The 20,707-nt window shown below is 70.3% G+C and carries 16 protein-coding genes and 5 tRNA genes; 14 read left to right on the top strand and 7 right to left on the bottom strand.

The window, feature by feature from the left end; translation table 11 throughout:
- Positions 1 to 7 precede the first annotated feature (7 nt).
- The 5 genes from NNW99_RS09940 to NNW99_RS09920 all read right to left on the bottom strand — a co-directional run bounded on the left by NNW99_RS09940 (position 8) and on the right by NNW99_RS09920 (position 9,036).
- Positions 8 to 3,340, bottom strand: a complete 3,333-nt coding sequence (locus tag NNW99_RS09940; RefSeq protein ID WP_215118334.1) for a nitrate- and nitrite sensing domain-containing protein — start codon at positions 3,338 to 3,340, stop codon at positions 8 to 10.
- Positions 3,341 to 3,717: 377 nt separating this feature from the next.
- Positions 3,718 to 4,293, bottom strand: a complete 576-nt coding sequence (locus tag NNW99_RS09935) for an ATP/GTP-binding protein (RefSeq protein WP_104781463.1) — start codon at positions 4,291 to 4,293, stop codon at positions 3,718 to 3,720.
- Complete coding sequence (locus NNW99_RS09930) at positions 4,274 to 4,669, bottom strand: DUF742 domain-containing protein (RefSeq protein WP_053668780.1); 396 nt, start codon at positions 4,667 to 4,669, stop codon at positions 4,274 to 4,276. Before NNW99_RS09930 ends, NNW99_RS09935 begins: the two co-directional genes overlap by 20 nt.
- A gap of 110 nt (positions 4,670 to 4,779) precedes the next feature.
- Positions 4,780 to 5,193, bottom strand: coding sequence for a roadblock/LC7 domain-containing protein (locus NNW99_RS09925; RefSeq protein WP_030231800.1), 414 nt, complete (start codon positions 5,191 to 5,193; stop codon positions 4,780 to 4,782).
- 9 nt (positions 5,194 to 5,202) lie between these two features.
- The gene (locus NNW99_RS09920; RefSeq protein ID WP_215118333.1) at positions 5,203 to 9,036 is read right to left on the bottom strand and encodes a nitrate- and nitrite sensing domain-containing protein; all 3,834 of its coding nucleotides are present in this window, start codon (positions 9,034 to 9,036) and stop codon (positions 5,203 to 5,205) included.
- Between the two features lie 601 nt (positions 9,037 to 9,637).
- Between NNW99_RS09920 and NNW99_RS09915 the strand changes: the two genes are divergently transcribed.
- From NNW99_RS09915 to NNW99_RS09870, 10 genes are all read left to right on the top strand, one after another.
- Complete coding sequence (locus tag NNW99_RS09915; protein WP_215124621.1) at positions 9,638 to 9,829, top strand: hypothetical protein; 192 nt, start codon at positions 9,638 to 9,640, stop codon at positions 9,827 to 9,829.
- Between the two features lie 173 nt (positions 9,830 to 10,002).
- Positions 10,003 to 10,779, top strand: a complete 777-nt coding sequence (locus NNW99_RS09910) for a fumarylacetoacetate hydrolase family protein (RefSeq protein WP_215118332.1) — start codon at positions 10,003 to 10,005, stop codon at positions 10,777 to 10,779.
- Positions 10,772 to 12,256, top strand: coding sequence for a glutamate--tRNA ligase (gene gltX / locus NNW99_RS09905; RefSeq protein WP_215118331.1), 1,485 nt, complete (start codon positions 10,772 to 10,774; stop codon positions 12,254 to 12,256). Before NNW99_RS09910 ends, gltX begins: the two co-directional genes overlap by 8 nt.
- Before the next feature lie 169 nt (positions 12,257 to 12,425).
- Positions 12,426 to 14,642 carry a FlgD immunoglobulin-like domain containing protein gene (locus NNW99_RS09900; protein WP_215118330.1) on the top strand — a complete coding sequence of 739 codons (2,217 nt, stop codon included), beginning with the start codon at positions 12,426 to 12,428 and terminating at the stop codon, positions 14,640 to 14,642.
- 29 nt (positions 14,643 to 14,671) lie between these two features.
- Positions 14,672 to 15,403, top strand: coding sequence for an HAD family hydrolase (locus NNW99_RS09895; protein WP_215118329.1), 732 nt, complete (start codon positions 14,672 to 14,674; stop codon positions 15,401 to 15,403).
- Between the two features lie 91 nt (positions 15,404 to 15,494).
- Positions 15,495 to 15,566, top strand: a tRNA-Gln gene (locus NNW99_RS09890).
- Between the two features lie 21 nt (positions 15,567 to 15,587).
- Positions 15,588 to 15,660: transfer RNA gene (locus NNW99_RS09885), tRNA-Glu, on the top strand.
- Positions 15,661 to 15,701: 41 nt separating this feature from the next.
- Positions 15,702 to 15,774 (top strand) — tRNA-Glu (locus tag NNW99_RS09880).
- 20 nt (positions 15,775 to 15,794) lie between these two features.
- Positions 15,795 to 15,866: transfer RNA gene (locus tag NNW99_RS09875), tRNA-Gln, on the top strand.
- 44 nt (positions 15,867 to 15,910) lie between these two features.
- Positions 15,911 to 15,983, top strand: a tRNA-Glu gene (locus NNW99_RS09870).
- A 192-nt stretch (positions 15,984 to 16,175) separates the two neighbouring features.
- Here NNW99_RS09870 and ndgR read toward each other — a convergent pair.
- The gene (gene ndgR / locus NNW99_RS09865; RefSeq protein ID WP_184598579.1) at positions 16,176 to 16,892 is read right to left on the bottom strand and encodes an IclR family transcriptional regulator NdgR; all 717 of its coding nucleotides are present in this window, start codon (positions 16,890 to 16,892) and stop codon (positions 16,176 to 16,178) included.
- Positions 16,893 to 17,088: 196 nt separating this feature from the next.
- Here ndgR and leuC point away from each other — a divergent pair, with 196 nt between their 5' ends.
- From leuC to NNW99_RS09845, 4 genes are all read left to right on the top strand, one after another.
- Entirely contained in the window at positions 17,089 to 18,516 is a 1,428-nt protein-coding gene (leuC, locus tag NNW99_RS09860) for a 3-isopropylmalate dehydratase large subunit (protein WP_215118328.1), read from the top strand.
- Between the two features lie 5 nt (positions 18,517 to 18,521).
- Positions 18,522 to 19,115 carry a 3-isopropylmalate dehydratase small subunit gene (gene leuD, locus NNW99_RS09855; protein WP_215118327.1) on the top strand — a complete coding sequence of 198 codons (594 nt, stop codon included), beginning with the start codon at positions 18,522 to 18,524 and terminating at the stop codon, positions 19,113 to 19,115.
- A gap of 277 nt (positions 19,116 to 19,392) precedes the next feature.
- Complete coding sequence (locus NNW99_RS09850) at positions 19,393 to 19,623, top strand: hypothetical protein (RefSeq protein WP_215118326.1); 231 nt, start codon at positions 19,393 to 19,395, stop codon at positions 19,621 to 19,623.
- Between the two features lie 136 nt (positions 19,624 to 19,759).
- The gene (locus tag NNW99_RS09845; RefSeq protein ID WP_215118325.1) at positions 19,760 to 20,401 is read left to right on the top strand and encodes an HU family DNA-binding protein; all 642 of its coding nucleotides are present in this window, start codon (positions 19,760 to 19,762) and stop codon (positions 20,399 to 20,401) included.
- Between the two features lie 99 nt (positions 20,402 to 20,500).
- On the opposite strand, the gene NNW99_RS09840 is transcribed toward NNW99_RS09845, so the two are convergent.
- Positions 20,501 to 20,704, bottom strand: a complete 204-nt coding sequence (locus NNW99_RS09840) for a hypothetical protein (RefSeq protein WP_184598572.1) — start codon at positions 20,702 to 20,704, stop codon at positions 20,501 to 20,503.
- Positions 20,705 to 20,707 lie beyond the last annotated feature (3 nt).

Raw genomic sequence — 20,707 nt, 5'->3', positions numbered from 1 at the left:
GCTCACACTAACGCTCCTGGTTGTAGGTGCTGTCAGGACCACCGTGCTGATTCCACGTGGCCTGGCCGTTCGTTTCAGTGCCTGCGTTGCGTCCGCGTTCCACGCCGCGCCGCAGGTTGCTCAGCCTGCCCCGGACGTCCTCCGGGGCGCGGGAGACCTGTGGGCCTCCCTGGGGGGTGCTCTCGGCGGCACCCTCGATCAGGTTGGCCTTGGGTACCCGCCTCGGCAGGCCGGAGGAGGTGACCCCGCCCGCCCTGGGCTTCCGGAGCTGCGAAGCCTGCTGCCACCGCTCGTCGTTCGCCGAGCGCCAGTCGCTGTCGCCGGTGCTCTCCGGGGCGGAGGCCTCAGGCTCCTGGCTCACGTGCCGCGCGCCGCCCGTGCCGTTCGCACCGCTCCCGGTGGAGCCGCGGCGGGGAAGTCCCGCGTCGGTCATCGAGTGGGCGGCGGAGTGGGCCGGTCCCGGACGGTCGAAGCCTACGCGGTCCTGCTCACTCGCGTCAGCGGCCTGCGCAGATTCCGTTTCCTGGGCCTGAGAAGGGTACTGGCTCGGGTAGCCGTTCTGGTAACCGTCCTGCTGCGGCCAGTCGTCCTGGTGACGGCGCTGCTCGAAGGCGGGGAAGCTCTCGCGCCCGCCCGCACCCTGCGCCGGGGGCTCCTCGTGAGCCGGCTCCGCATAGGAGGGCTCCGGGTAGCCGCCGTTCGGCGCGAAGGTGTCGTTCTGCGGCATGCCGCCGCCCGGCGCGAAGTACTGATCGCCGTACGCAGGCTGCTGCGGCTCCTCGTACGCCGTGTGCCGCTGCTCCTCGTACTGCGCCTGCTGGTTCTCGTACGTCGGCTGACGGTCGTACGCGGAGGGCTGCTGCTGGGGGTAGCCGGTCCGGCCGGTGTCGTAGGCCTGGCCGGTGTCGTAGCCCTGCTGCCCGTTGAACTCCTCGGGGTACGCGTGCCCCTCGTCGGGGTCCTGCGGGTTCCGTCCGGGCAGGGCGGGCTGCTCGTCGTGGGACTGGGCCTCCAGGGCCGCCCTGCGCTCCTCGCGCATCAGGGAACGGCCGACGGGGTCCAGCTCACGTATGTCGTCCGGGACCTCGGAGTAGCGGCTGTCGTCGAAGCCGAGCTCCGCCGCCGTACGCATGGGCTGCTGGTTGAAGTTCTCGCCGCCGCCGAAGTTCTGCTCCGGGATGATCTGCGAGACGGTGAACTCGTCGCGGTCCACATGCTGCTCGCCGCCACCACCGTGGGTGATCGCGTCGGGCAGCATGACCAGCGAGGTCGTACCGGCCTGCTCGCCCGAGGGGCGGAGCTGGACGCGGATGCCGTGCCGGTCGGACAGCCGGCCGACCACGAAGAGGCCCATGCGCTGCGAGATCGCGGCGTCCACGGTCGGCGGGTTGGCCAGCTTGTGGTTGATGTCCGCGAAGTCCTCGGCGGTGAGGCCGATGCCCTTGTCGTGGATCTCGATCATGACCCGACCGTCGGGGAGACGGGTGGCGGTCACGCGAACCTTGGTCTGCGGGGAGGAGAACGTCGTGGCGTTCTCCAGCAGCTCGGCGAGCAGGTGCACGAGGTCGGTCACGGCACGGCCGTGGATCTCGGCCTCCGGGACACCGGACAGCTCGATGCGCTCGTACTGCTCCACCTCGGAGGAGGCGGCGCGCAGCACGTCGACCAGCGGCACCGGCTGGTCCCAGCGGCGGCCGGGCTCCTCGCCGGCGAGGACCAGGAGGTTCTCGCCGTTGCGGCGCATACGGGTCGCGAGGTGGTCCAGGCGGAAGAGGTTCTCCAGCTGGTCCGGGTCGGCCTCGTTGTTCTCCAGGTCGGTGATCAGGGTCAGCTGGCCCTCGATCAGCGACTGGTTGCGGCGCGACAGGTTGGTGAAGATCGCGTTGATGTTGCCCCGCAGCAGGGCCTGCTCGGCGGCGAGCCGGACGGCCTCGCGGTGGACCTGGTCGAAGGCGCGGGCGACTTCGCCGATCTCGTCGGTGGTGGTGATCGGGATGGCCTGGACCCGGGTGTCGACGCGGCCGGGGTCGGTGCGCGAGAGCTGGTCGACCAGCATCGGCAGACGCTGCTCGGCGATGCCGAAGGCGGCGTTGCGCAGCTGGCGCATCGAGCGGCTCATCTGGCGGGCGACCGCGCCGGCCAGGATGAAGGCGAGGAGCAGCGCGACCACGACGGCGGCACCGGTGACGTAGGCGTCACGCTGGGCGTCGGCGGCGATGTCCGAGGCTTCGGCCACGGCCTTGTCGGCCATGTCCGCCTCGATCTTCTCGTACGCGTTGAACTTGAGCGTGTTGACCGCCCACCAGTTCTCGGCGGTGATGCCCTTCTCGGCGAGGGCGGCGCGGGCGCTCGGGTCGGTGTTCGGGAGCGTCGCGACGGCCGAGACCATCGTCGTCGGGTTGGCCGGCGGGGGCACGTAGTCCGGGTTCTTGGCCTTCGCCTCCCGGGCCATCGCGGCACCGTCGGTCTTGATCTTGGCCTCGGCCGCATCGAGCTTGTCCGCGTCCTGCTGGGTGCCACCGCCGATGTACTCCTGCACGGCGATGCGCTCGAGGTAGGCGTACGAGGACAGGGCGATGCGCTGGCTGGCCAGGTTGCCGTCGTCCGGGCCCGGCTTGATCAGGATGTGCATGCCGATGGAGCGCTGCAGCGACAGGGCCGCCTTGGTGAGCTCGATGGCGTACACGGTCCGGCCGTAGCTGGTGATGTTGCCGGTGCCCAGGCCGAGCTCGTTGGCGAACTCCGTCAGCGGGTGGGCGACCTCGACGTAGCCCTCCTCGGTCTGCACACCCTTGAGCTTGGAGGTGTACGCGACCTGGCGCAGCGTCTGCAGCTTCGGCTCCAGCTTGCGGAACACATCCAGCCGGCGTTCCAGACCGGGCTTCGCCGGCATGTTCTGGGCCGCGGCGTCGAAGTCGTCGGCCGCCTGGTCGGTGGCCTTGCGGAGCTGGGTGACGGTCGCCTTGTCCTGGGCCGTCTGGGCGCTGCCCTTCAGCAGGGGCGCCGCCGAGGTGTCGCGCTCGTTGTAGAGGGCGTTGGCGTACAGCAGGGAGGCCCGCACCAGACGCGCGGTGTTCTCCGCGTCCTCGGCCTCCTGCCAGGTGTCGATCGAGCTCTTCACCTGGAAGCCGCCCATGACGAGGCCGACCAGCACGGGTATGAGCAGGATCGCGTTGAGCCTGGTCGCCACGCGCCAGTTGCGCGGGGAGAGACGGCCGCTGCTCTCGGCAGGCGTGGCCGTCGGCTCCGAACCGGGCACGGGGGCGGGCGCCGCTGTGCGCGGCGGCGGGGTGAAGTTGCCCCGGGCCGACGGCTCGGGACTGTTCTTGCTTCGCCTCACTCGACCAACAACCTCTCGGCGGTCGGCACCAACGTTGTGCCGCAGTGTCTCAGAGCCCAACACGCCATCGACGGACGAGTGCGTCATTGACTATTGGGCAGTTCAGGCATTCCAGCACGACGACCTGCGCTCTTCCAAACAGTCCGAGGCAGGGAATCAGGGCCATGTAAGCCCCAGATAAAACGGTCATAAAGAGCGAGCCCCGCCAAAAGGCGGGGCGATTGTGCGCGCAGCGAGACCGGATGTGCGCGACGCGTGGCCGTACCACCAGATTCCTCTGCCGAAACGTTATGAACACCTTGGCCGACCGTGTCAAAGGACACAGCCGGCTCCGGTGCATCTACGACAACTGCCGTATGGCGCGCTCTGATTGGGTGCTACCTCAGCCGTGCCATCAAAGCGTGCTCGACCAGCGTGATCAGGGCACTCTTCGCATCGGCCCGGTGGCGGGCGTCCGTCGTGATGATCGGGGTGTCGGGCCCGATCTGCAGCGCCTCGCGCACCTCCTCCGGCTGGTAGGGCTGCTGCCCGTCGAAGCCGTTCAGCGCGACCACGAAGGGCAGGCCGCTGTTCTCGAAGTAGTCGACGGCCGGGAAGCAGTCGGCCAGCCGGCGCGTGTCCACCAGGACCACCGCGCCGATGGCGCCGCGCACCAGGTCGTCCCACATGAACCAGAAGCGGTCCTGGCCCGGCGTACCGAACAGGTACAGGATCAGGTCCTGGTCCAGGGTGATGCGGCCGAAGTCCATGGCCACCGTGGTGGTGGTCTTGTCCCCGGTGTGGGTCAGGTCGTCGATCCCCGCGCTGGCGGAGGTCATGACGGCCTCCGTGCGCAGCGGGTTGATCTCCGAGACGGCACCGACGAACGTGGTCTTGCCCACGCCGAAGCCGCCCGCCACCACGATCTTCGCGGAGGTGGTGGAACGACCCGCGTCAGAGCTTGCGAAGTCCACTGAGCACCCTTTCGAGCAGTGTCACGTCCGGTGCGCCGGTGGCGTCGTCGCCGCCCGGCTGGTGGATCGCGACGAGACCGGCCTCCGCGAGGTCCGCGACGAGGATCCTGGCCACACCCAGCGGCATGTTGAGCAGCGCCGAGACCTCGGCGACCGACTTCACCTCACGGCACAGGTGGCAGATGCGCTGGTGCTCCGGCAGCAGCCCCATGAGTGCCGCGGGGTCCGCGGTCGTGCTGATCAGAGCCTCGATGGCCAGCTGGTAGCGCGGCCGCGTCCGGCCGCCGGTCATGGCGTAAGGCCGTACCAGCGGCTGGTCGCCCTCATCCTCGTACGGCTCCGCGTACGGATCATGAGAGGCGGGGGGCGGGGTCATGGGTCCTCCGGGCGGGACAGCAAGTCGGTCAGTCGAGCCGTCTGACGGGGCCTGTGTGGGGTGTGTGGCGGCCGGACGGTGATGTGGTGAGACGGGTGGTGCCGGGCCGTTCAGTGGAGCAGACTGCCTTGGAGCTCGGCTCGCAGGTCGGGGGTGAGGACCGCGCCCGCGCGGTCGACCAGGAGCGCCATCTCGTAGCCGACGAGGCCGATGTCGCATTCGGGGTGTGCCAGGACGGCCAGTGACGAGCCGTCCGAGACGGACATCAGGAAGAGGAACCCCCGCTCCATCTCCACCACCGTCTGCGCGACGTCGCCCCCCTCGAAGATCCGGGAAGCGCCTGCCGTCAGGGACGTCAGGCCGGAGGCGACGGCCGCGAGCTGGTCCGCGCGGTCACGCGGGAAGCCCTCCGACAGCGCCAGAAGGAGACCGTCGGCGGACACGACGACGGTGTGGGACACCCCGGGGGTGTTGTCCACGAAGTTGGTGATCAACCAGTTGAGGTTCTGTGCCGCCTGGCTCATCGGACTCAACTAACGCTCCTGCTGGTGAGAGGGTCGAGGGAAGCTGCCGGTCTGTGTGGACCCGGCCTGACGACCCTGTGCGATACCGCGGCGGAGATTGGTCAGCCGGCCCCGGACGTCATCGGGCGCCCGGGAGATCTGCGGACCGCTCTGCTGCGCCGGTTGCTGCTGAGCCGTGCCCGCGACGAGGTTCGCCCGGGGTACACGACGCGGCAGGCCGGAGGTGGTGACACCGCCCGCGGCGGGCTGGCGGACGCGCTCGGCCTGGCGGCCGAGATCGTCGTTCGGTGAACTGCGCCAGCCGGCGGGGGCGGACGACCGCTGCGGACCGGTGGGTCCCTGCGGTTGCTGCGGGGCCGGAGCCGAGCCGTTGTTCTGCGGCTGCTGCTCCTGCTCCTGCTGGCCGTGTTGGCCGTGGAACCAGTTGGTCTCCAGTGTGTCGTACAGCGGCGTACGACCGTCGCCCGGACCGGAGGCCGGCGGCAGGGCCTCGGGCTCCTGCCGGGCGGGCCGGGCCTGCGGGGCGGGCGGGCGCGGGGCGCCGAAGTCCGCCGGGCCGCGGCCGCCGCCCGCCTGCGTCCGGTCGAACTGGCCCCTGCCACCGGGGTCGGCCGGGGTGGCCGGACCCGGAAGGGAGGGCCGGCCGGAGCCGTTGTCCTGGCGGGGTGCCGGGTACTGGCTGCCGTTGTTGTCCTGGCGCTGCCCCTGGTACTGGCCGGTCGAGCCGTTGTCCTGGCGCTGCGCGGGGTACTGGCCGCCGTTGTTGTCCTGGCGCTGCGCCGGGTACTGACCCGTGGAGCCGTTGTCGTAGGACTGCGGGGCCTGCGGGGCCGGGTACTGGCCCGTCTGGGGCGACGAGTCGCGGCGGCCGGCCGCGGAGCCGAAGACGTCCGGGCGGACGAACTGACCCGGGTCCTGCGATCCGTTCGTGCCGGTGGAGAACTGGTCCGACTGCGGCACGGCCGGGATCTCCGCCGTCGCGCCCGGACCCTGGCGGTCGTCGACGCGCGGCATCTGAGACGTACGGGCGACGTCCGGCTCCTCGTGACCACGCGGGGCGTCCAGCGAGGCACGCGGCACCGGCGGCTGGGCGTTCTCGTCGCTCCAGCTCGGCACGCGCTGCTGCGCGTCGCCACCGGGCAGCTCGGCCCGCGGACCACCGCGCGGCGGGAGCTGCGGCCGACGGCCCTGGCCCTGCTCGCTGTTGCCGCCCGGGTTCTGCCGGCCACGGCCGCCACCGAAGGCGTCCTGGCCCTGCGGCCCGTTGGTGCCCGCGGCCTGCAGGCCCTGCGGAGCGCCCGGGGCCTGTCCGAACCCGGCACCGGCCGGAGCCGGACGGCCCTGCGGCGGCCCGGAGGGGGCACCCTGATCGAACAACGACGGGGACTTCTCGGGACCCTGGGGCCCACGGGCTCCGCCCGGCGCTCCCGGACGGCCACCCTCGGCGTCCCGCCCGGGCAGCGCGGCCCGCGGGCTCTGGCCCGGAGCCAGCCGGCCCGCGCCGGACGCACCCGAAGCACCGGCACCGAAGGCACCGCCACCGGAGGGACCCGCCCCGAGGGCGCCACCGCCCTGGCCGCCACCGGCGCCACGCCGGGCCGCTGCCACACCGGCGGCGGCCTGCGCGGCGGCCGGACCACCACCGCCGAGCGGCGGCTGGCCGGGCTGCTTGGGCTGGGGCTTCCGGCCGCCCTGGGCGACATCGACGGGCAGCATGACCAGCGCGGTCGTACCACCGGAGTCGGACGGGCGGAGCTGGATGCGGATGCCGTGGCGCTGCGACAGACGGCCGACCACGAACAGACCCATGCGGCGGGAGACGGAGACGTCCACCGTCGGGGGAGAGGCGAGCCGCTCGTTGATCGCGGCCAGGTCCTCCGGCGACAGACCGATACCGGTGTCGTGGATCTCGATCAGCACACGGCCGTCGGGCAGGGCGTGACCGGTGACCTTGACCTTGGTCTGCGGGGAGGAGAACGAGGTCGCGTTCTCCAGCAGCTCGGCGAGCAGGTGCACGAGGTCGTTGACCACGCGGCCGGCGACCTCGGTCGTCGGCACGGAGGCCAGTTCGATGCGCTCGTACTGCTCCACCTCGGAGGCGGCGGCGCGGAGGACGTCGACCAGCGGGACCGGGCGGGTCCAGCGGCGGCCGGGCTCCTCACCCGCGAGGACGAGGAGGTTCTCACCGTTACGGCGCATGCGGGTGGCGAGGTGGTCGAGCTTGAACAGCGAGGAGAGCTGGTCCGGGTCGGCCTCGCGGGACTCCAGTTCGGAGATGAGCGAGAGCTGACGCTGTATGAGGCCCTGGGAGCGGCGCGAGAGGTTGGTGAACATCGCGTTGACGTTGCCCCGCAGCAGGGCCTGCTCGGCGGCGAGGCGGACCGCCTCGCGGTGCACGTCGTCGAAGGCCGAGGCCACGCGGCCGATCTCGTCCCGGGAGTGCACACCGACCGACTCCACGGACGTGTCGACGTCCTGCGGGTCGGACTCGGAGAGCTGCTTGACCAGCTCGGGCAGACGGTCGGAGGCGACCTTGGTCGCGGTCTCCTCCAGCCGGCGCAGCGAGCGGATCATGGAGCGGGCCACGACGAAGGCGCCGACGAGCGACACACCGAGCACGATCAGGATCAGCGCACCGGAGATGATCGCGTCGCGCTCGGTGGCGCTGCGCAGCTCGCGGGCCTTCTGTTCCATCTCCTCGAGCAGGGTGTGCTCGATGTTCTTCATCTGCTGGATCTTGGTGGAGCTGTCGTCCAGCCAGTCGCGGTAGGACCGCTTGTCCTGCTGGGCGAGACCGCTCGCGGAGACCAGGGCACGGCCGGCGTAGGTGTCGGTCGCCTTGATCGTGGAGTTGCCGCCGTCCTCGATCGGCTTCAGCAGCTCGGCGGCGGCGTCCTCGCCGTAGATGCTCTTGAAGCTGCGGATCTCGGACTTCTGGCTCTCCAGGGACGACTCGGCGTAGAGCCGGTCGTTCGGCGAGAGCTTGCCGGTCGTGGTGTTGCTCGCGGGCAGTGCCGCCGCGAGGGCCGCGCGCTGGATGGAGGAGTACTCCTTGGCGGAGGAGAAGGCCGCCAGGGCGCGGGTGCGCTGGATCATGTCCGGGTTGCTGGTCGCCTCGGCCATGTCCTGGGAGAGGTCGACCAGGTTCTCGATCAGACGGTGGTACGCCTCGATCGTCTGCGTGGAGTTGCCCTCGGAGGCGTAGGCGCTCTTGCGGATCTGCGCCAGGTCGCCCAGCTCGCCGGCGAGCTGGATGAGGTACTCGCGGACGCCCTTGAGGTTGCCGTCCTTGCTGGCGCTGTCGATCTCCTCGGAACTGTCGAGGAAGTTCTTCATCGCCCGGTCGGTCTTCTCACGAAGACCCTTGACCGTGAAGTCGGTCGCCTTGCCGCCGTGCGCGAGCGGGCCGGCCGACTGGTCGCGCTCCTCCTGGAGCGCGGCCGACAGCTCGGTGGCCTGCTTGGTCATGTCCGTCAGCAGCTTCATGTTGTCGAGCTGCTGGATGTCGTCCATGGACTGGTTGATACGCAGCGCGCCGAGCGAGGTGGCCGCGACCACCGGCAGCGCGAGCAGCGAGACCAGTCGGGTGGAGATGCGCCAGTTGCGCAGGGCTATTCGCGGGCCGGGGCCGGTGGGTCCCGTCGGCGGCTTCAGCGCCGGGGAGGGGTTGGAGGCCCCCGAGGGGGCCGATGGACCGGATCGCCCGGAGCGCTCACCGCCGTCGCCGGCCGAGCCCGGGTTCTGGGCGTGCTGGGGCGCGGGGCCGCCCTTCATGGCGCCAGTCCCGCCGTGCGGCTCCGGCTCCGCCGAAGCGCTGCCATCCCTCTTGAAACGTCCCTGCACTAGCGTCGCAACCTCTGGACCAGGCACCCCGTCGCGTGAGCGGCGGGGCACGGTGTCGGCGTTCTGGGGACGCCCTGAGTACGCCCCCGTGGTGGTCGTGAGTGACCGGCGCTGGCTCCCCCTTCTCGCCGCCACTCGGCGCGTCTGTGCGCCCCCTGTGCGCCGGCTCGATCCTGCGGCGGTCCGTGAGATTCCAGCACAGCACAGGATCTCCAACAAGGCCCGTAGGCCAGGCCGTGACATAGGTGACACCACGTGAGGGCCGGATCACCGGTCGTAGAAAGTGAGTTCGTCCATTTCGGACGTAAGCCCGCGAGTCGTCAGGGCGGGACGGGTGTCCCAGTCGCCATGATCAGGAGCGGAATGGTGGCTTCAGGGAGTCAATGTCCGTTTCGTGGGGGTGGGGCATGAGTCCGGATTGACCGATTCGGACTCTGATTCGTGAGGAAACTCACATGCCGATCATGGCCCCTCCGCGATTGGGCCGGGAATCCCATGTTTAGCCTGACGCTTTACAGCGATGGCAAAACCGACAAGCCGCGCCCGGCGCGAGGTCCACGGATCCGCCCGGCGCCGTCACAGGACAGGGTGCAAGTAAACAGTGACTACGACGACGATGTTCCACAAGATCGCCAACCCGCGACGCACGACGCTGGCGCACCTGGAAGGCGCCGACGAACTGCGGACGCCGGAGCAGCCGGAGCACAGCGTCGAACTCCCCGCCCAGACAGCCAACCCCAAGCGCACCATCCTCACCGAGGTCCCCGTCGCGGCCGCCGCGGCCGCGGTGTGACACCAGGTAATACGCGCACCGGCCGCCGACTGCTCAAGGCGGCGGGAGACGAACATCGAGGGCGCCCTCCGACGGCCGGGGGCGCCCTTCATCATGAGCGCGGCGCGGACACCCGCCCGCGTTAGCCTGGAGCGTCAGACTCCAGCCGCTTCAGTCAAGGGGCCAAGCCACCCGTGCGCATCGCCAGATTCTCCATCGACGGGAACGTCGCCTTCGGCGCCATCGAGGGCGAAAAGCAGGACGAGCTCGTCCTGGACATCATCAAGGGCATCCCGTTCGCGGACTTCGAACTCTCCGGTACGAAGGTGCCGGTGAGCAAGGTCAGGCTGCTGCCGCCGGTGCTCCCCAACAAGGTCGTGGCCTTCGGCCGCAACTACGCGGAGCACGCGCGCGAGCTCGGCAACGAGGTCCCCGACGCCCCCTTCGCGTTCTTCAAGCCCTCCACCTCGGTGATCGGCCCCGGCGACGACATCCAGTACCCCTCCTTCTCCGAGGAGGTGCACCACGAGGCCGAGCTGGCCGTCGTCATCGGCCGGATGTGCCGCGAGGTCCCGCGCGAGCGCGTCCGGGACGTGATCTTCGGTTACACCTGCGCCAACGACATCACCGCCCGCGACGTCCAGCGGCGCGAGAAGCAGTGGGCCCGCGCCAAGGGCTTCGACTCCGCCTGCCCGCTCGGCCCCTGGGTGGAGACGGACCTGGACCCGGCCGACCTCACCATCCAGCTCACGGTCAACGGCCAGCAGCGCCAGCTCGGCCGTACGAGCGAGATGATCCACTCGGTCGAGGACCTGATCGTCAACATCTCCGAGGCCATGACGCTGCTCCCCGGCGACGTGATCCTCACGGGCACCCCGGCTGGGGTCGGCCCCCTGAACGTCGGCGACGAGGTCGCCGTCACCATCGAAGGCATCGGCACTCTCACCAACAAGGTTGTCAAGCGTGGCTAGCGCACCCGGCACTCCCGTACGCGTCCGTTTCTGTCCGTCGCCCACCGGTAACCCCCACGTGGGCCTGGTCCGCACCGCCCTGTTCAACTGGGCGTTCGCCAAGCACCACCAGGGCACCCTGGTCTTCCGCATCGAGGACACCGACGCGGCCCGCGACTCCGAGGAGTCCTACACCCAGCTGCTCGACTCGATGCGCTGGCTGGGCTTCGACTGGGACGAGGGCCCCGAGGTCGGCGGCCCGCACGCGCCGTACCGTCAGTCGCAGCGCATGGACCTCTACAAGGACGTCGCGGCCAAGCTGCTCGACGCCGGCCACGCCTACCGCTGCTACTGCTCCCAGGACGAGCTGGACACCCGCCGCGAGGCCGCCCGCGCCGCCGGCAAGCCCTCCGGCTACGATGGCCACTGCCGCGAGCTGGCCGACGCCCAGGTCGAGGAGTACCAGGCCCAGGGCCGCGAGCCGATCGTCCGCTTCCGGATGCCCGACGAGACGATCACCTTCACGGACCTGGTCCGCGGCGAGCTGACCTTCACCCCGGAGAACGTCCCGGACTTTGGGCTCGTCCGCGCCAACGGCGCCCCGCTCTACACGCTCGTCAACCCGGTCGACGACGCCCTGATGGAGATCACCCACGTCCTGCGCGGCGAGGACCTGCTCTCCTCCACCCCGCGGCAGATCGCCCTGTACAAGGCGCTGACCGAGCTGGGCATCGCCAAGGAGACCCCCTCCTTCGGCCACCTGCCCTACGTCATGGGCGAGGGCAACAAGAAGCTCTCCAAGCGCGACCCGCAGTCCTCCCTCAACCTCTACCGGGAGCGCGGCTTCCTCCCCGAGGGCCTGCTCAACTACCTCTCCCTGCTCGGCTGGTCCCTCTCGGCCGACCAGGACGTCTTCTCGATCGACGAGATGATCGCGGCGTTCGAGATCTCCGACGTGAACCCCAACCCGGCCCGCTTCGACCTGAAGAAGTGCGAGGCCATCAACAGCGACCACATCCGGCTGCTGGACGTGAAGGACTTCACGGAGCGCTGCGCCCCGTGGCTGCGGGCCCCCTTCGCCCCCTGGGCCCCGGAGGCCTTCGACGAGGCGAAGTGGCAGGCCATCGCGCCGCACGCGCAGACCCGCCTCAAGGTGCTCTCCGAGATCACCGACAACGTCGACTTCCTGTTCCTGCCGGAGCCGGCGGTGGACGAGGCCAGCTGGACCAAGGCCATGAAGGAGGGCTCGGACGCCCTTCTGCGCACCGCCCGCGAGAAGCTGGAGGCCGCCGACTGGACCTCCGCCGAGTCGCTGAAGGAGGCCGTCCTGGCCGCCGGCGAGGCCCACGGCCTCAAGCTCGGCAAGGCCCAGGCCCCCGTCCGCGTCGCCGTCACCGGGCGCACGGTCGGCCTGCCGCTGTTCGAGTCCCTGGAGGTCCTGGGCAAGGAGCAGACCCTGGCCCGGATCGACGCGGCGCTGGCGAAGCTGGCCGCGTAACGCACCACCCACCACGAGGGCGGCGTCCGCTTCGGACGCTGCCCTCGTCGTGTCCGCCCAGCCGTCACCCGGAGTTCATCCTTCCGGCCGACTCCGGCTCCCCGAGGGGACCTTGGATGTCCCTCGTGCACACGGTGTGCGTGTGCGCCCTGGTACCGGGGGAGAGGCCATGAGCCGTTCACGAAGACTTGTCCACGCGGCCGTCGGCGGGGTGGTGGCCCTGTCCTGCACCGTGCTGACCACACCCGCGCAGGCGGCACCCGAGCCCGAGGCGCCGGTGGGCACGGTGCGCCTCGTCACCGAGAAGCGCGTGACCGTCGACTACCCGTGGGCCGGCGCCTCCGGCTTCCAGTACCGGCCGGGAACCACCACGGTCACCACGGTCGACCACCCCGACACGGTCCCGCCCGCCCACGCCGGCCCGGACGACCTGGCCAGTGGCACCGACGTGATGAGCACCCGCGCCGGCCAGACCGTCACCCAGCGGCACCGCTCCACGGGCGTCACCGCCACCGTCACGATCCCCTCCGGCCAGGCCTACCGCGCCGCCGTGGGCTGGAGCGTGCTGACCATGGACGGCACCGGCGCCCTGCACGTCCTGCGCGCCACCGCCGGCGGGACCACCGCGGACACCCCGGTCACCGGCTTCCCGACGGGCGCCCGGCCCGTCCACTACCGCACCGGCGGCTCGGTCACCCATCTCGCGATCGTCTCCGCGCTGGACGGCAAGACGTCCGTCGGCCTGGTCGACCTCTCCGACGGCGCCTTCCGCACGTACGTCACCACCGCCGAGGCCACCCCGCAGCTCGCCTTCAACGACCGCTGGCTGGTCGCCGACTGGAAGGCGATCCGGGTGGACGCCGGACCCGGCACCGAGCCCACCGCCCTCACCAGGACCGACGCCCAGCTCGAAGCCGTCGTCGGCGACCAACTCCTGCTCGGCAACCCGATGTTCGTCCTGGGCGGCACCGAGGCCGCCCTGACCGCCCGCTCCCTGGTCACGGGCGCCTCCAGCACCGTGCTCCCCTCGTCCTTCGGCGGAATCGGCCCCACCCTGGACGGCGGAGCCCTGGCCACCGCGGGCCCCTCCAGCCTCGACTGGGACATCCACCGGATCACCCTCACCGACAGCGGCGGCCTCACCACCACCAAGGTGGCCCGGGTCCCCGCGGCCTCCACCGGAGTGCAGGGACTGGCCGTCGCGGGCGGCGAGTTGTTCCTCTACGGCGCGACACCGGGCGCCTCGCTCCGCTACAACGGCTTCCAGCTCGCCTCCGACGGCCGTCCCACCGGCCGGCAGACCCGCCGCAGCCCGGCCCTCACCGCCCCCACCTGCCTCTCCGGCGACGCCGCCTGCCCCCAGCTGGAGGCCCTGGGCGACGGCCGGGTCGGCCAGCTCTGGACCGACGGGACGGGCCAGGAATCCGTCCTCAACGTCGGCCTCGACACCACCACCACGCTCAGCGAGGCCACGGACGGCGACTCCGGCGGCCGGATCGGCGGCGGCACCGGCCGCTACGTGCTCTACAACGGCGGTTCCGGCAAGCAGCGGATCGTCGACTTCCCGCGCGGCGCGACCGGCGGCGAGACCACCCTCACCCGCGACCGCACCGCCGCCGCCGTCTGGGGACAGACCCTGTGGACCCCGGGCAGCACCCAGGGCGAGGTCACCGGCCGCAACCTCAAGACCGGCACGACCACCACCCTCGCCACCGGCGCCCCCTGCACCCCCACCGACATCCAGGCCGTCAACACCTGGCTCTACTGGTCCTGCGGCAGCTCCGCGGGCGTCTATGACCGGGCCACGGGCCGCAGGATCACGGTCCCGGCCGACACCGGCCCGGCCCGCCTCGCCGACGGCTTCCTGCTCCGCGAGAACCGCGCCACCCACGACCTGCTGCTCACCGACTTCCACACCGGGACGGCCACCACCCGCACCCTGGTGAAACTGCCGGCCACGGACCAGAACACCGGCGGCAGCAACGGCCGCTGGGCCGTCGACCGCTTCGGCGGCCACATCGCCTACCTCAACGGCACCTACGGCGAGGTGTCGATCGTCCCCAGCGGCGTCCCCACCTCACCGCTCGCGCAGACGGAGGCCCAGGTCTACTCGCCGTCCGTGATCGGCAGATCGTTCCCCTGGTCACCGGTCTGGCAGCTCAACAAGCCCTCCACCTGGACCCTCACCCTGACCACGGCCTCCGGAACCACCGTCCGCACCCTGACCGGCACCTCCACCGGAGCCGCCGTACGCCCCGCCTGGGACGGCACCACCGGCACCGGCGCGGGAGCCCCCTCCGGCGCCTACACCTGGAAGCTCACCGCCCACCCCCGCGACGACCAGGGACCGGACCTCACGCTCTCCGGCACGATGAACCTGGGCTGAGCGCGGGACGCGGTGGGTACGGTCGGAGCATGAGCATCCAAGCCGTGGTCTGGGACGTCGACGACACCCTCTTCGACTACACCACCGCCGACCGCCTCGGCATGCGCGCCCACCTCACGACCGAGGGCCTCCTCGACGACTACGGCACCGTCGAGCAGGCCCTCGCCCGCTGGCGGGAGATCACCGACCTGCAATGGGCGCGCTTCGCGGCCGGGGAGGCCACCTTCGAGGCCCAGCGGCGCGACCGCGTACGGGTGTTCCTGGGCCGGGAGCTGACCGACGACGAGGCCGACGCGTGGTTCCGGCGCTACCGCGACCGCTACGAGGAGGTCTGGACCCTCTTCCCGGACGTCCTGCCCGTCCTCGACGCCCTCGCCGCCAGCCACCGGCACGCCGTGCTCTCCAACTCCAGCATCCACGTCCAGGACCACAAGCTGCGCGTCCTCGGCGTCCACGACCGCTTCGAGAGCATCCTGTGCGCCGCCGAACTCGGCGTCTCCAAGCCCGACGCCGGCGCCTTCCTCGCCGCCTGCACGGCCCTCGATCTGCCGCCGCACCAGGTCGCCTACGTCGGTGACCACCCGGAGATCGACGGGCGCGGCGCCGCCGAAGCCGGGCTGCTGTCGGTGTGGATCGACCGCGGCGGCCTGTACGCCACGATCGAGCCGCCCGTCGGTCCGCACCGCATCGCCTCCCTCGCCGAACTGCCCTCACTGCTCGGCCCGGATAGTCGTTTTGGAGCCCCGTCCACCTTCAGGTAATGTTCTTCCTGCGCCGCGGGGAGCGGGCCGAAAGGCAGGAACCCCAGGCGCACTACTAGAACAAGAACCCCCTCAGGGGCTTGCGTTCCAGTGGCCTATGGTGTAATTGGCAGCACGACTGATTCTGGTTCAGTTAGTCTTGGTTCGAGTCCAGGTAGGCCAGCTCGCAGAGCTCATCTGCAAGGCCCCCGTTGTGTAGCGGCCTAGCACGCCGCCCTCTCAAGGCGGTAGCGCCGGTTCGAATCCGGTCGGGGGTACAGGGTTCCGGAAGATCGACGATCATCTCGGAACTGCTAGGGCCCCCGTTGTGTAGCGGCCTAGCACGCCGCCCTCTCAAGGCGGTAGCGCCGGTTCGAATCCGGTCGGGGGTACTGACTGGTCTAAACCACATTGGTCTATGGTGTAATTGGCAGCACGACTGATTCTGGTTCAGTTAGTCTTGGTTCGAGTCCAGGTAGACCAGCTCGGACCTGCGGCGGTGTAGTACTAAACGCCTGCAGGCTCCACGCCCCCGTTGTGTAGCGGCCTAGCACGCCGCCCTCTCAAGGCGGTAGCGCCGGTTCGAATCCGGTCGGGGGTACAACAGAGAACGGCCCTCCACTTCGGTGGGGGGCCTTTTCGTATGCCCTGTCGTTTGGGGGCGCGGGGAACTGCGCGAGCAACCACTTCCGGGCCCGCACCCGACGACGAAACCGTCCCTGTCATGGCGCTTGGTCGGGGAAAAGCCTGCCGCGGCGTTGAGGCCGACCTTCCCCGAGAACACCCCGTCGGTTCAGCCAGTGCGTCGCAGCGCCTCGGAGAGGCGCCCGGCGGCGTCGATCACGGCCTGGGCGTGCATCCGCCCCGGGTGACGGGTCAGACGCTCGATCGGCCCGGAGACGGAGACGGCCGCCACCACCCGGTTCGACGGCCCCCGCACCGGCGCGGAGACGGACGCGACGCCCGGCTCGCGCTCGCCGATCGACTGGGCCCAGCCCCGGCGCCGTACGCCCGACAGGGCCGTCGCCGTGAAGCGGGCGCCCTGCAGACCCCGGTGCAGCCGCTCCGGCTCCTCCCAGGCCAGCAGGATCTGTGCCGAGGAGCCGGCCTTCATCGTGAGCGTCGAACCGACCGGGACGGTGTCCCGCAGTCCGGACAGACGCTCCGCCGCGGCCACGCAGATCCGCATGTCGCCTTGGCGGCGGTAGAGCTGCGCGCTCTCGCCCGTGATGTCACGGACATGCGTGAGCACCGGGCCGGCCGTGGCGAGGAGACGGTCCTCACCCGCCGCCGCTGCGAGTTCTGCCAGGCGAGGGCCGAGAATGAAACGGCCCTGCATGTCGCGCGCCACCATGCGGTGGTGTTCCAGGGCCACGGCCAGGCGGTGGGCCGTGGGTCGTGCCAGTCCGGTAGCGCCGACCAGGCCCGCGAGGGTGGCCGGACCGGACTCCAGAGCGCTCAGGACGAGGGCCGCCTTGTCCAGAACGCCGACGCCGCTACTGTTGTCCATGAAACGATACTCGCGTCTCACTCTGTGAAACGCAAGTTCAATTTTCCGTGGAACCCGCCACTCTTGAAGACACGAAGTCACAACGGCCCGTGACGTACGGGCCTGGCGGCGGATGCCCGGAATCCAGGGGCGCGGGCCCGCCTCCTCAAGATCTCTAGTTGGGCCGGCGGATCGTCGTCGGCCGGAGGGAACAGCGATGGGTAGGACACTCGCGGAGAAAGTCTGGGACGACCATGTCGTCCGGCGCGCCGAGGGCGAGCCCGACCTTCTCTTCATCGATCTGCACCTGCTGCACGAGGTGACCAGCCCGCAGGCCTTCGACGGTCTGCGCAAGAGCGGCCGCAAGGTCCGGCGCCTCGACCTCACCATCGCCACCGAGGACCACAACACCCCCACCCTCGACATCGACAAGCCCATCGCCGACCCGGTCTCCCGGGTTCAGCTGGAGACGCTGCGCAAGAACGCCGCCGACTTCGGCGTGCGTCTGCACCCGCTGGGCGACGTCGAGCAGGGCGTCGTGCACGTCGTCGGCCCCCAGCTGGGCCTGACCCAGCCCGGCACCACCGTCGTCTGCGGCGACTCGCACACCTCCACGCACGGCGCCTTCGGCGCGCTGGCGTTCGGCATCGGCACCTCCCAGGTGGAGCACGTGCTGGCCACCCAGACGCTGCCGATGTCCCGCCCCAAGACCATGGCGATCACGGTCAACGGCGAGCTGCCCGACGGCGTCACCGCCAAGGACCTGATCCTGGCGATCATCGCGCGGATCGGCACCGGCGGCGGCCAGGGCTACGTCCTGGAGTACCGCGGCGAGGCCATCGAGAAGCTGTCGATGGAAGCCCGCATGACCATCTGCAACATGTCGATCGAGGCCGGTGCCCGCGCGGGCATGATCGCCCCCGACGAGACCACGTTCGCGTACCTCCAGGGCCGCCCGCACGCCCCCGAGGGTGCCGACTGGGACGCGGCCGTCGAGTACTGGAAGACGCTCAGGACCGACGAGGACGCCGAGTTCGACGCCGAGGTCGTCATCGACGCCACCGAGCTGGCGCCGTTCGTCACCTGGGGCACCAACCCCGGCCAGGGCGCACCCCTTTCGGCGTCCGTCCCCGACCCTGCTTCGTACGAAGACGCATCGGAGCGCTTCGCCGCCGAAAAGGCCCTGGAGTACATGGGGTTGGAGGCCGGGCAGCCGCTGCGCTCCATCAAGGTGGACACCGTCTTCGTAGGCTCCTGCACCAACGGCCGCATCGAGGACCTGCGCGCGGCCGCCGAGCTCGTCAAGGGCCGCAAAGTCGCCGACGGCGTACGGATGCTGGTCGTCCCGGGCTCCGCGCGGGTCGGTCTGCAGGCCGTTTCCGAGGGTCTGGACGTCGTCTTCAAGGACGCCGGCGCCGAATGGCGGCACGCGGGCTGCTCGATGTGTCTGGGCATGAACCCCGACCAGCTGGCCCCGGGTGAGCGCTCCGCGTCCACCTCCAACCGCAACTTCGAGGGCCGGCAGGGCAAGGGCGGCCGGACGCACCTGGTGTCGCCGCAGGTCGCGGCCGCGACCGCCGTCCTCGGCCACCTGGCCTCCCCGGCCGACCTGTCCGCCGACGACCGTACGCCCGCTGGAGTCTGAGAACCATGGAAGCCTTCACCACCCACACCGGCCGGGCCGTCCCGCTGCGCCGCAGCAACGTCGACACCGACCAGATCATCCCCGCCCACTGGCTCAAGAAGGTCACGCGCGACGGGTTCGAGGACGGGCTGTTCGAGGCCTGGCGCAAGGACGAGTCGTTCGTGCTCAACCAGCCCGAGCGGCAGGGCGCGACCGTCCTGGTCGCCGGCCCCGACTTCGGCACCGGCTCCTCCCGTGAGCACGCCGTCTGGGCGCTGCAGAACTACGGCTTCAAGACCGTGATCTCCTCCCGCTTCGCCGATATCTTCCGCGGCAACTCGCTCAAGAACGGCCTGCTCACGGTGGTTCTGGAGCAGAAGATCGTGGACGCGCTGATGGAGCTCGCCGAGAAGGACCCGCAGGCCGAGATCACCGTCGACCTGGTCGCCCGCGAGGTGCGCGCCGAGGGCGTCACCGCCTCCTTCGAGCTGGACGAGAACTCTCGCTGGCGGCTGCTGAACGGCCTCGACGACATCTCGATCACCCTCCAGAACGAGGAAGACATCGCCGCGTACGAGGCGAAGCGTCCCGTGTTCAAGCCGCAGACGATCCAGCTCTGATCCCGAGCACGGTGCGGCGCCTCTGAACAAGGCGACTTTCGGCCACCGCAACACCCCCTCTGTACCCCCGATCAGCCCGATCGGGGGTACAGCCGTGTCTGCACCCGAACGGCCCTGTCCGCCCGGAGGGTGACGCTCAACTTCCCACGTTATGCGGGTGGTTGCCGGGGTACGCGAGGTGTACAGCCGTGACTTCCGCGCGTGCCAGGAAGGCCGTTTGCGGCGGTAGTTGTCCCCTGCGCAGGCGACAACTCGCCCCAGATGGCACAATCTGTGCATGGAACACGACGGCCAACTCGAGCTCTATGCGGCAGTCGCGGACCAACTCAAGGAAGCGCACGCAAGGGTGCGCGCACTGCAAGTCCCGGAGGGCGTACGGATGGCGCTGACCCGGAAGCTGCTGGTCATTACGGCCGCGGCCAAGCACGATCTCGCCGACGCGGCAAGGCGGCTGGAACGGTTCACCGCGGACCTCGACGAGGGACGTCTCCCCGACGAGGAACGCTGAACCGGACGACACCGTCGAGTTCGTTGCGGCACAAGGGTGAGAAGCCCGTTTCGTGTTTGATTTGCGGTATATATCTGCCTAACGTGCGAAAAAGCTTGAACACATTCGTTCTGGCGATGTCTCCGAAGGGGAAGACGTGAACAAGGCGCAGCTCGTAGAAGCGATTGCCGACAAGATGGGCGGCCGCCAGCAGGCCGCCGATGCTGTCGACCACGTACTGGACGCCATCGTCCGCGCGGTCGTCTCGGGTGAGCGGGTTTCCGTCACCGGCTTCGGTTCGTTCGAGAAGGTCGACCGTCCGGCCCGGTACGCCCGTAACCCCCAGACGGGCGAGCGGGTTCGGGTCAAGAAGACCTCCGTTCCGCGCTTCCGTGCGGGTCAGGGCTTCAAGGACCTGGTCAGCGGCTCGAAGAAGCTGCCGCGCGGTGGCGAGGTCTCGGTCAAGAAGGCGCCGAAGGGCAGCCTGACCGGCGGTGCCGGCGCGACGGTCAAGAAGGCCGCCGCGAAGAAGGCGACCGCGAAGAAGGCCGCCGCCAAGAAGACCACCGCCAAGAAGACGACGGCGAAGAAGGCGACCACGAAGACGGCGGCCGCGAAGAAGACGACGGCGAAGAAGGCGCCCGCCAAGAAGACCACGGCGACCGCCAAGAGCACCGCCGCGAAGAAGACCACCGCCAAGAAGGCCCCGGCGAAGAAGGCCACGGCCAAGAAGGCGCCCGCCAAGAAGTCGACGGCGCGCAAGACCACCGCCAAGAAGACCACCGCCCGCAAGAAGTAAGGGCACCGGGTCACTCACGCGACGGGCCGGACTCCCACATGGAGTCCGGCCCGCGGCGTGTTCGCGCAGAGGTCGTTCAAAAGCCCGCTCAAGCAGAGGTCAGAGGGTCTGCAGCGTCACCAGAGTGATCCTGAGGTCGTCCTTCGCGCCTTCCACCTCGATACGCACGCGCTGCCCGGGGCGCAGCAGCCTGAGACCCCCCGCGTCGAACGCCGGCGCGTCGAAGGGCACCGGGGTGCCGTCGTCCAGAAGAACCTGTCCGCTGCGGCTTTCGGGGTCGTACGTGTACGCGGTCGCCTGCATGGC

Origin of the sequence: Streptomyces sp. CRCS-T-1 (assembly GCF_024442335.1) — a bacterium.
GTDB classification, from domain to species: Bacteria; Actinomycetota; Actinomycetes; order Streptomycetales; family Streptomycetaceae; genus Streptomyces; species Streptomyces koelreuteriae.
This window is presented reverse-complemented; position numbering and strand designations above follow the sequence as displayed.

Bases quoted from the DNA above. Each gene is read 5' to 3' on its own strand.
- NNW99_RS09930 (WP_053668780.1), bottom strand. From the start codon at position 4,669: ATGACCCCGCCCCCCGCCTCTCATGATCCGTACGCGGAGCCGTACGAG.
- NNW99_RS09925 (WP_030231800.1), bottom strand. From the start codon at position 5,193: ATGAGCCAGGCGGCACAGAACCTCAACTGGTTGATCACCAACTTCGTG.
- NNW99_RS09900 (WP_215118330.1), top strand. From the start codon at position 12,426: ATGAGCCGTTCACGAAGACTTGTCCACGCGGCCGTCGGCGGGGTGGTG.
- NNW99_RS09895 (WP_215118329.1), top strand. From the start codon at position 14,672: ATGAGCATCCAAGCCGTGGTCTGGGACGTCGACGACACCCTCTTCGAC.
- ndgR (WP_184598579.1), bottom strand. From the start codon at position 16,892: ATGGACAACAGTAGCGGCGTCGGCGTTCTGGACAAGGCGGCCCTCGTC.
- leuC (WP_215118328.1), top strand. From the start codon at position 17,089: ATGGGTAGGACACTCGCGGAGAAAGTCTGGGACGACCATGTCGTCCGG.
- leuD (WP_215118327.1), top strand. From the start codon at position 18,522: ATGGAAGCCTTCACCACCCACACCGGCCGGGCCGTCCCGCTGCGCCGC.
- NNW99_RS09850 (WP_215118326.1), top strand. From the start codon at position 19,393: ATGGAACACGACGGCCAACTCGAGCTCTATGCGGCAGTCGCGGACCAA.
- NNW99_RS09840 (WP_184598572.1), bottom strand. From the start codon at position 20,704: ATGCAGGCGACCGCGTACACGTACGACCCCGAAAGCCGCAGCGGACAG.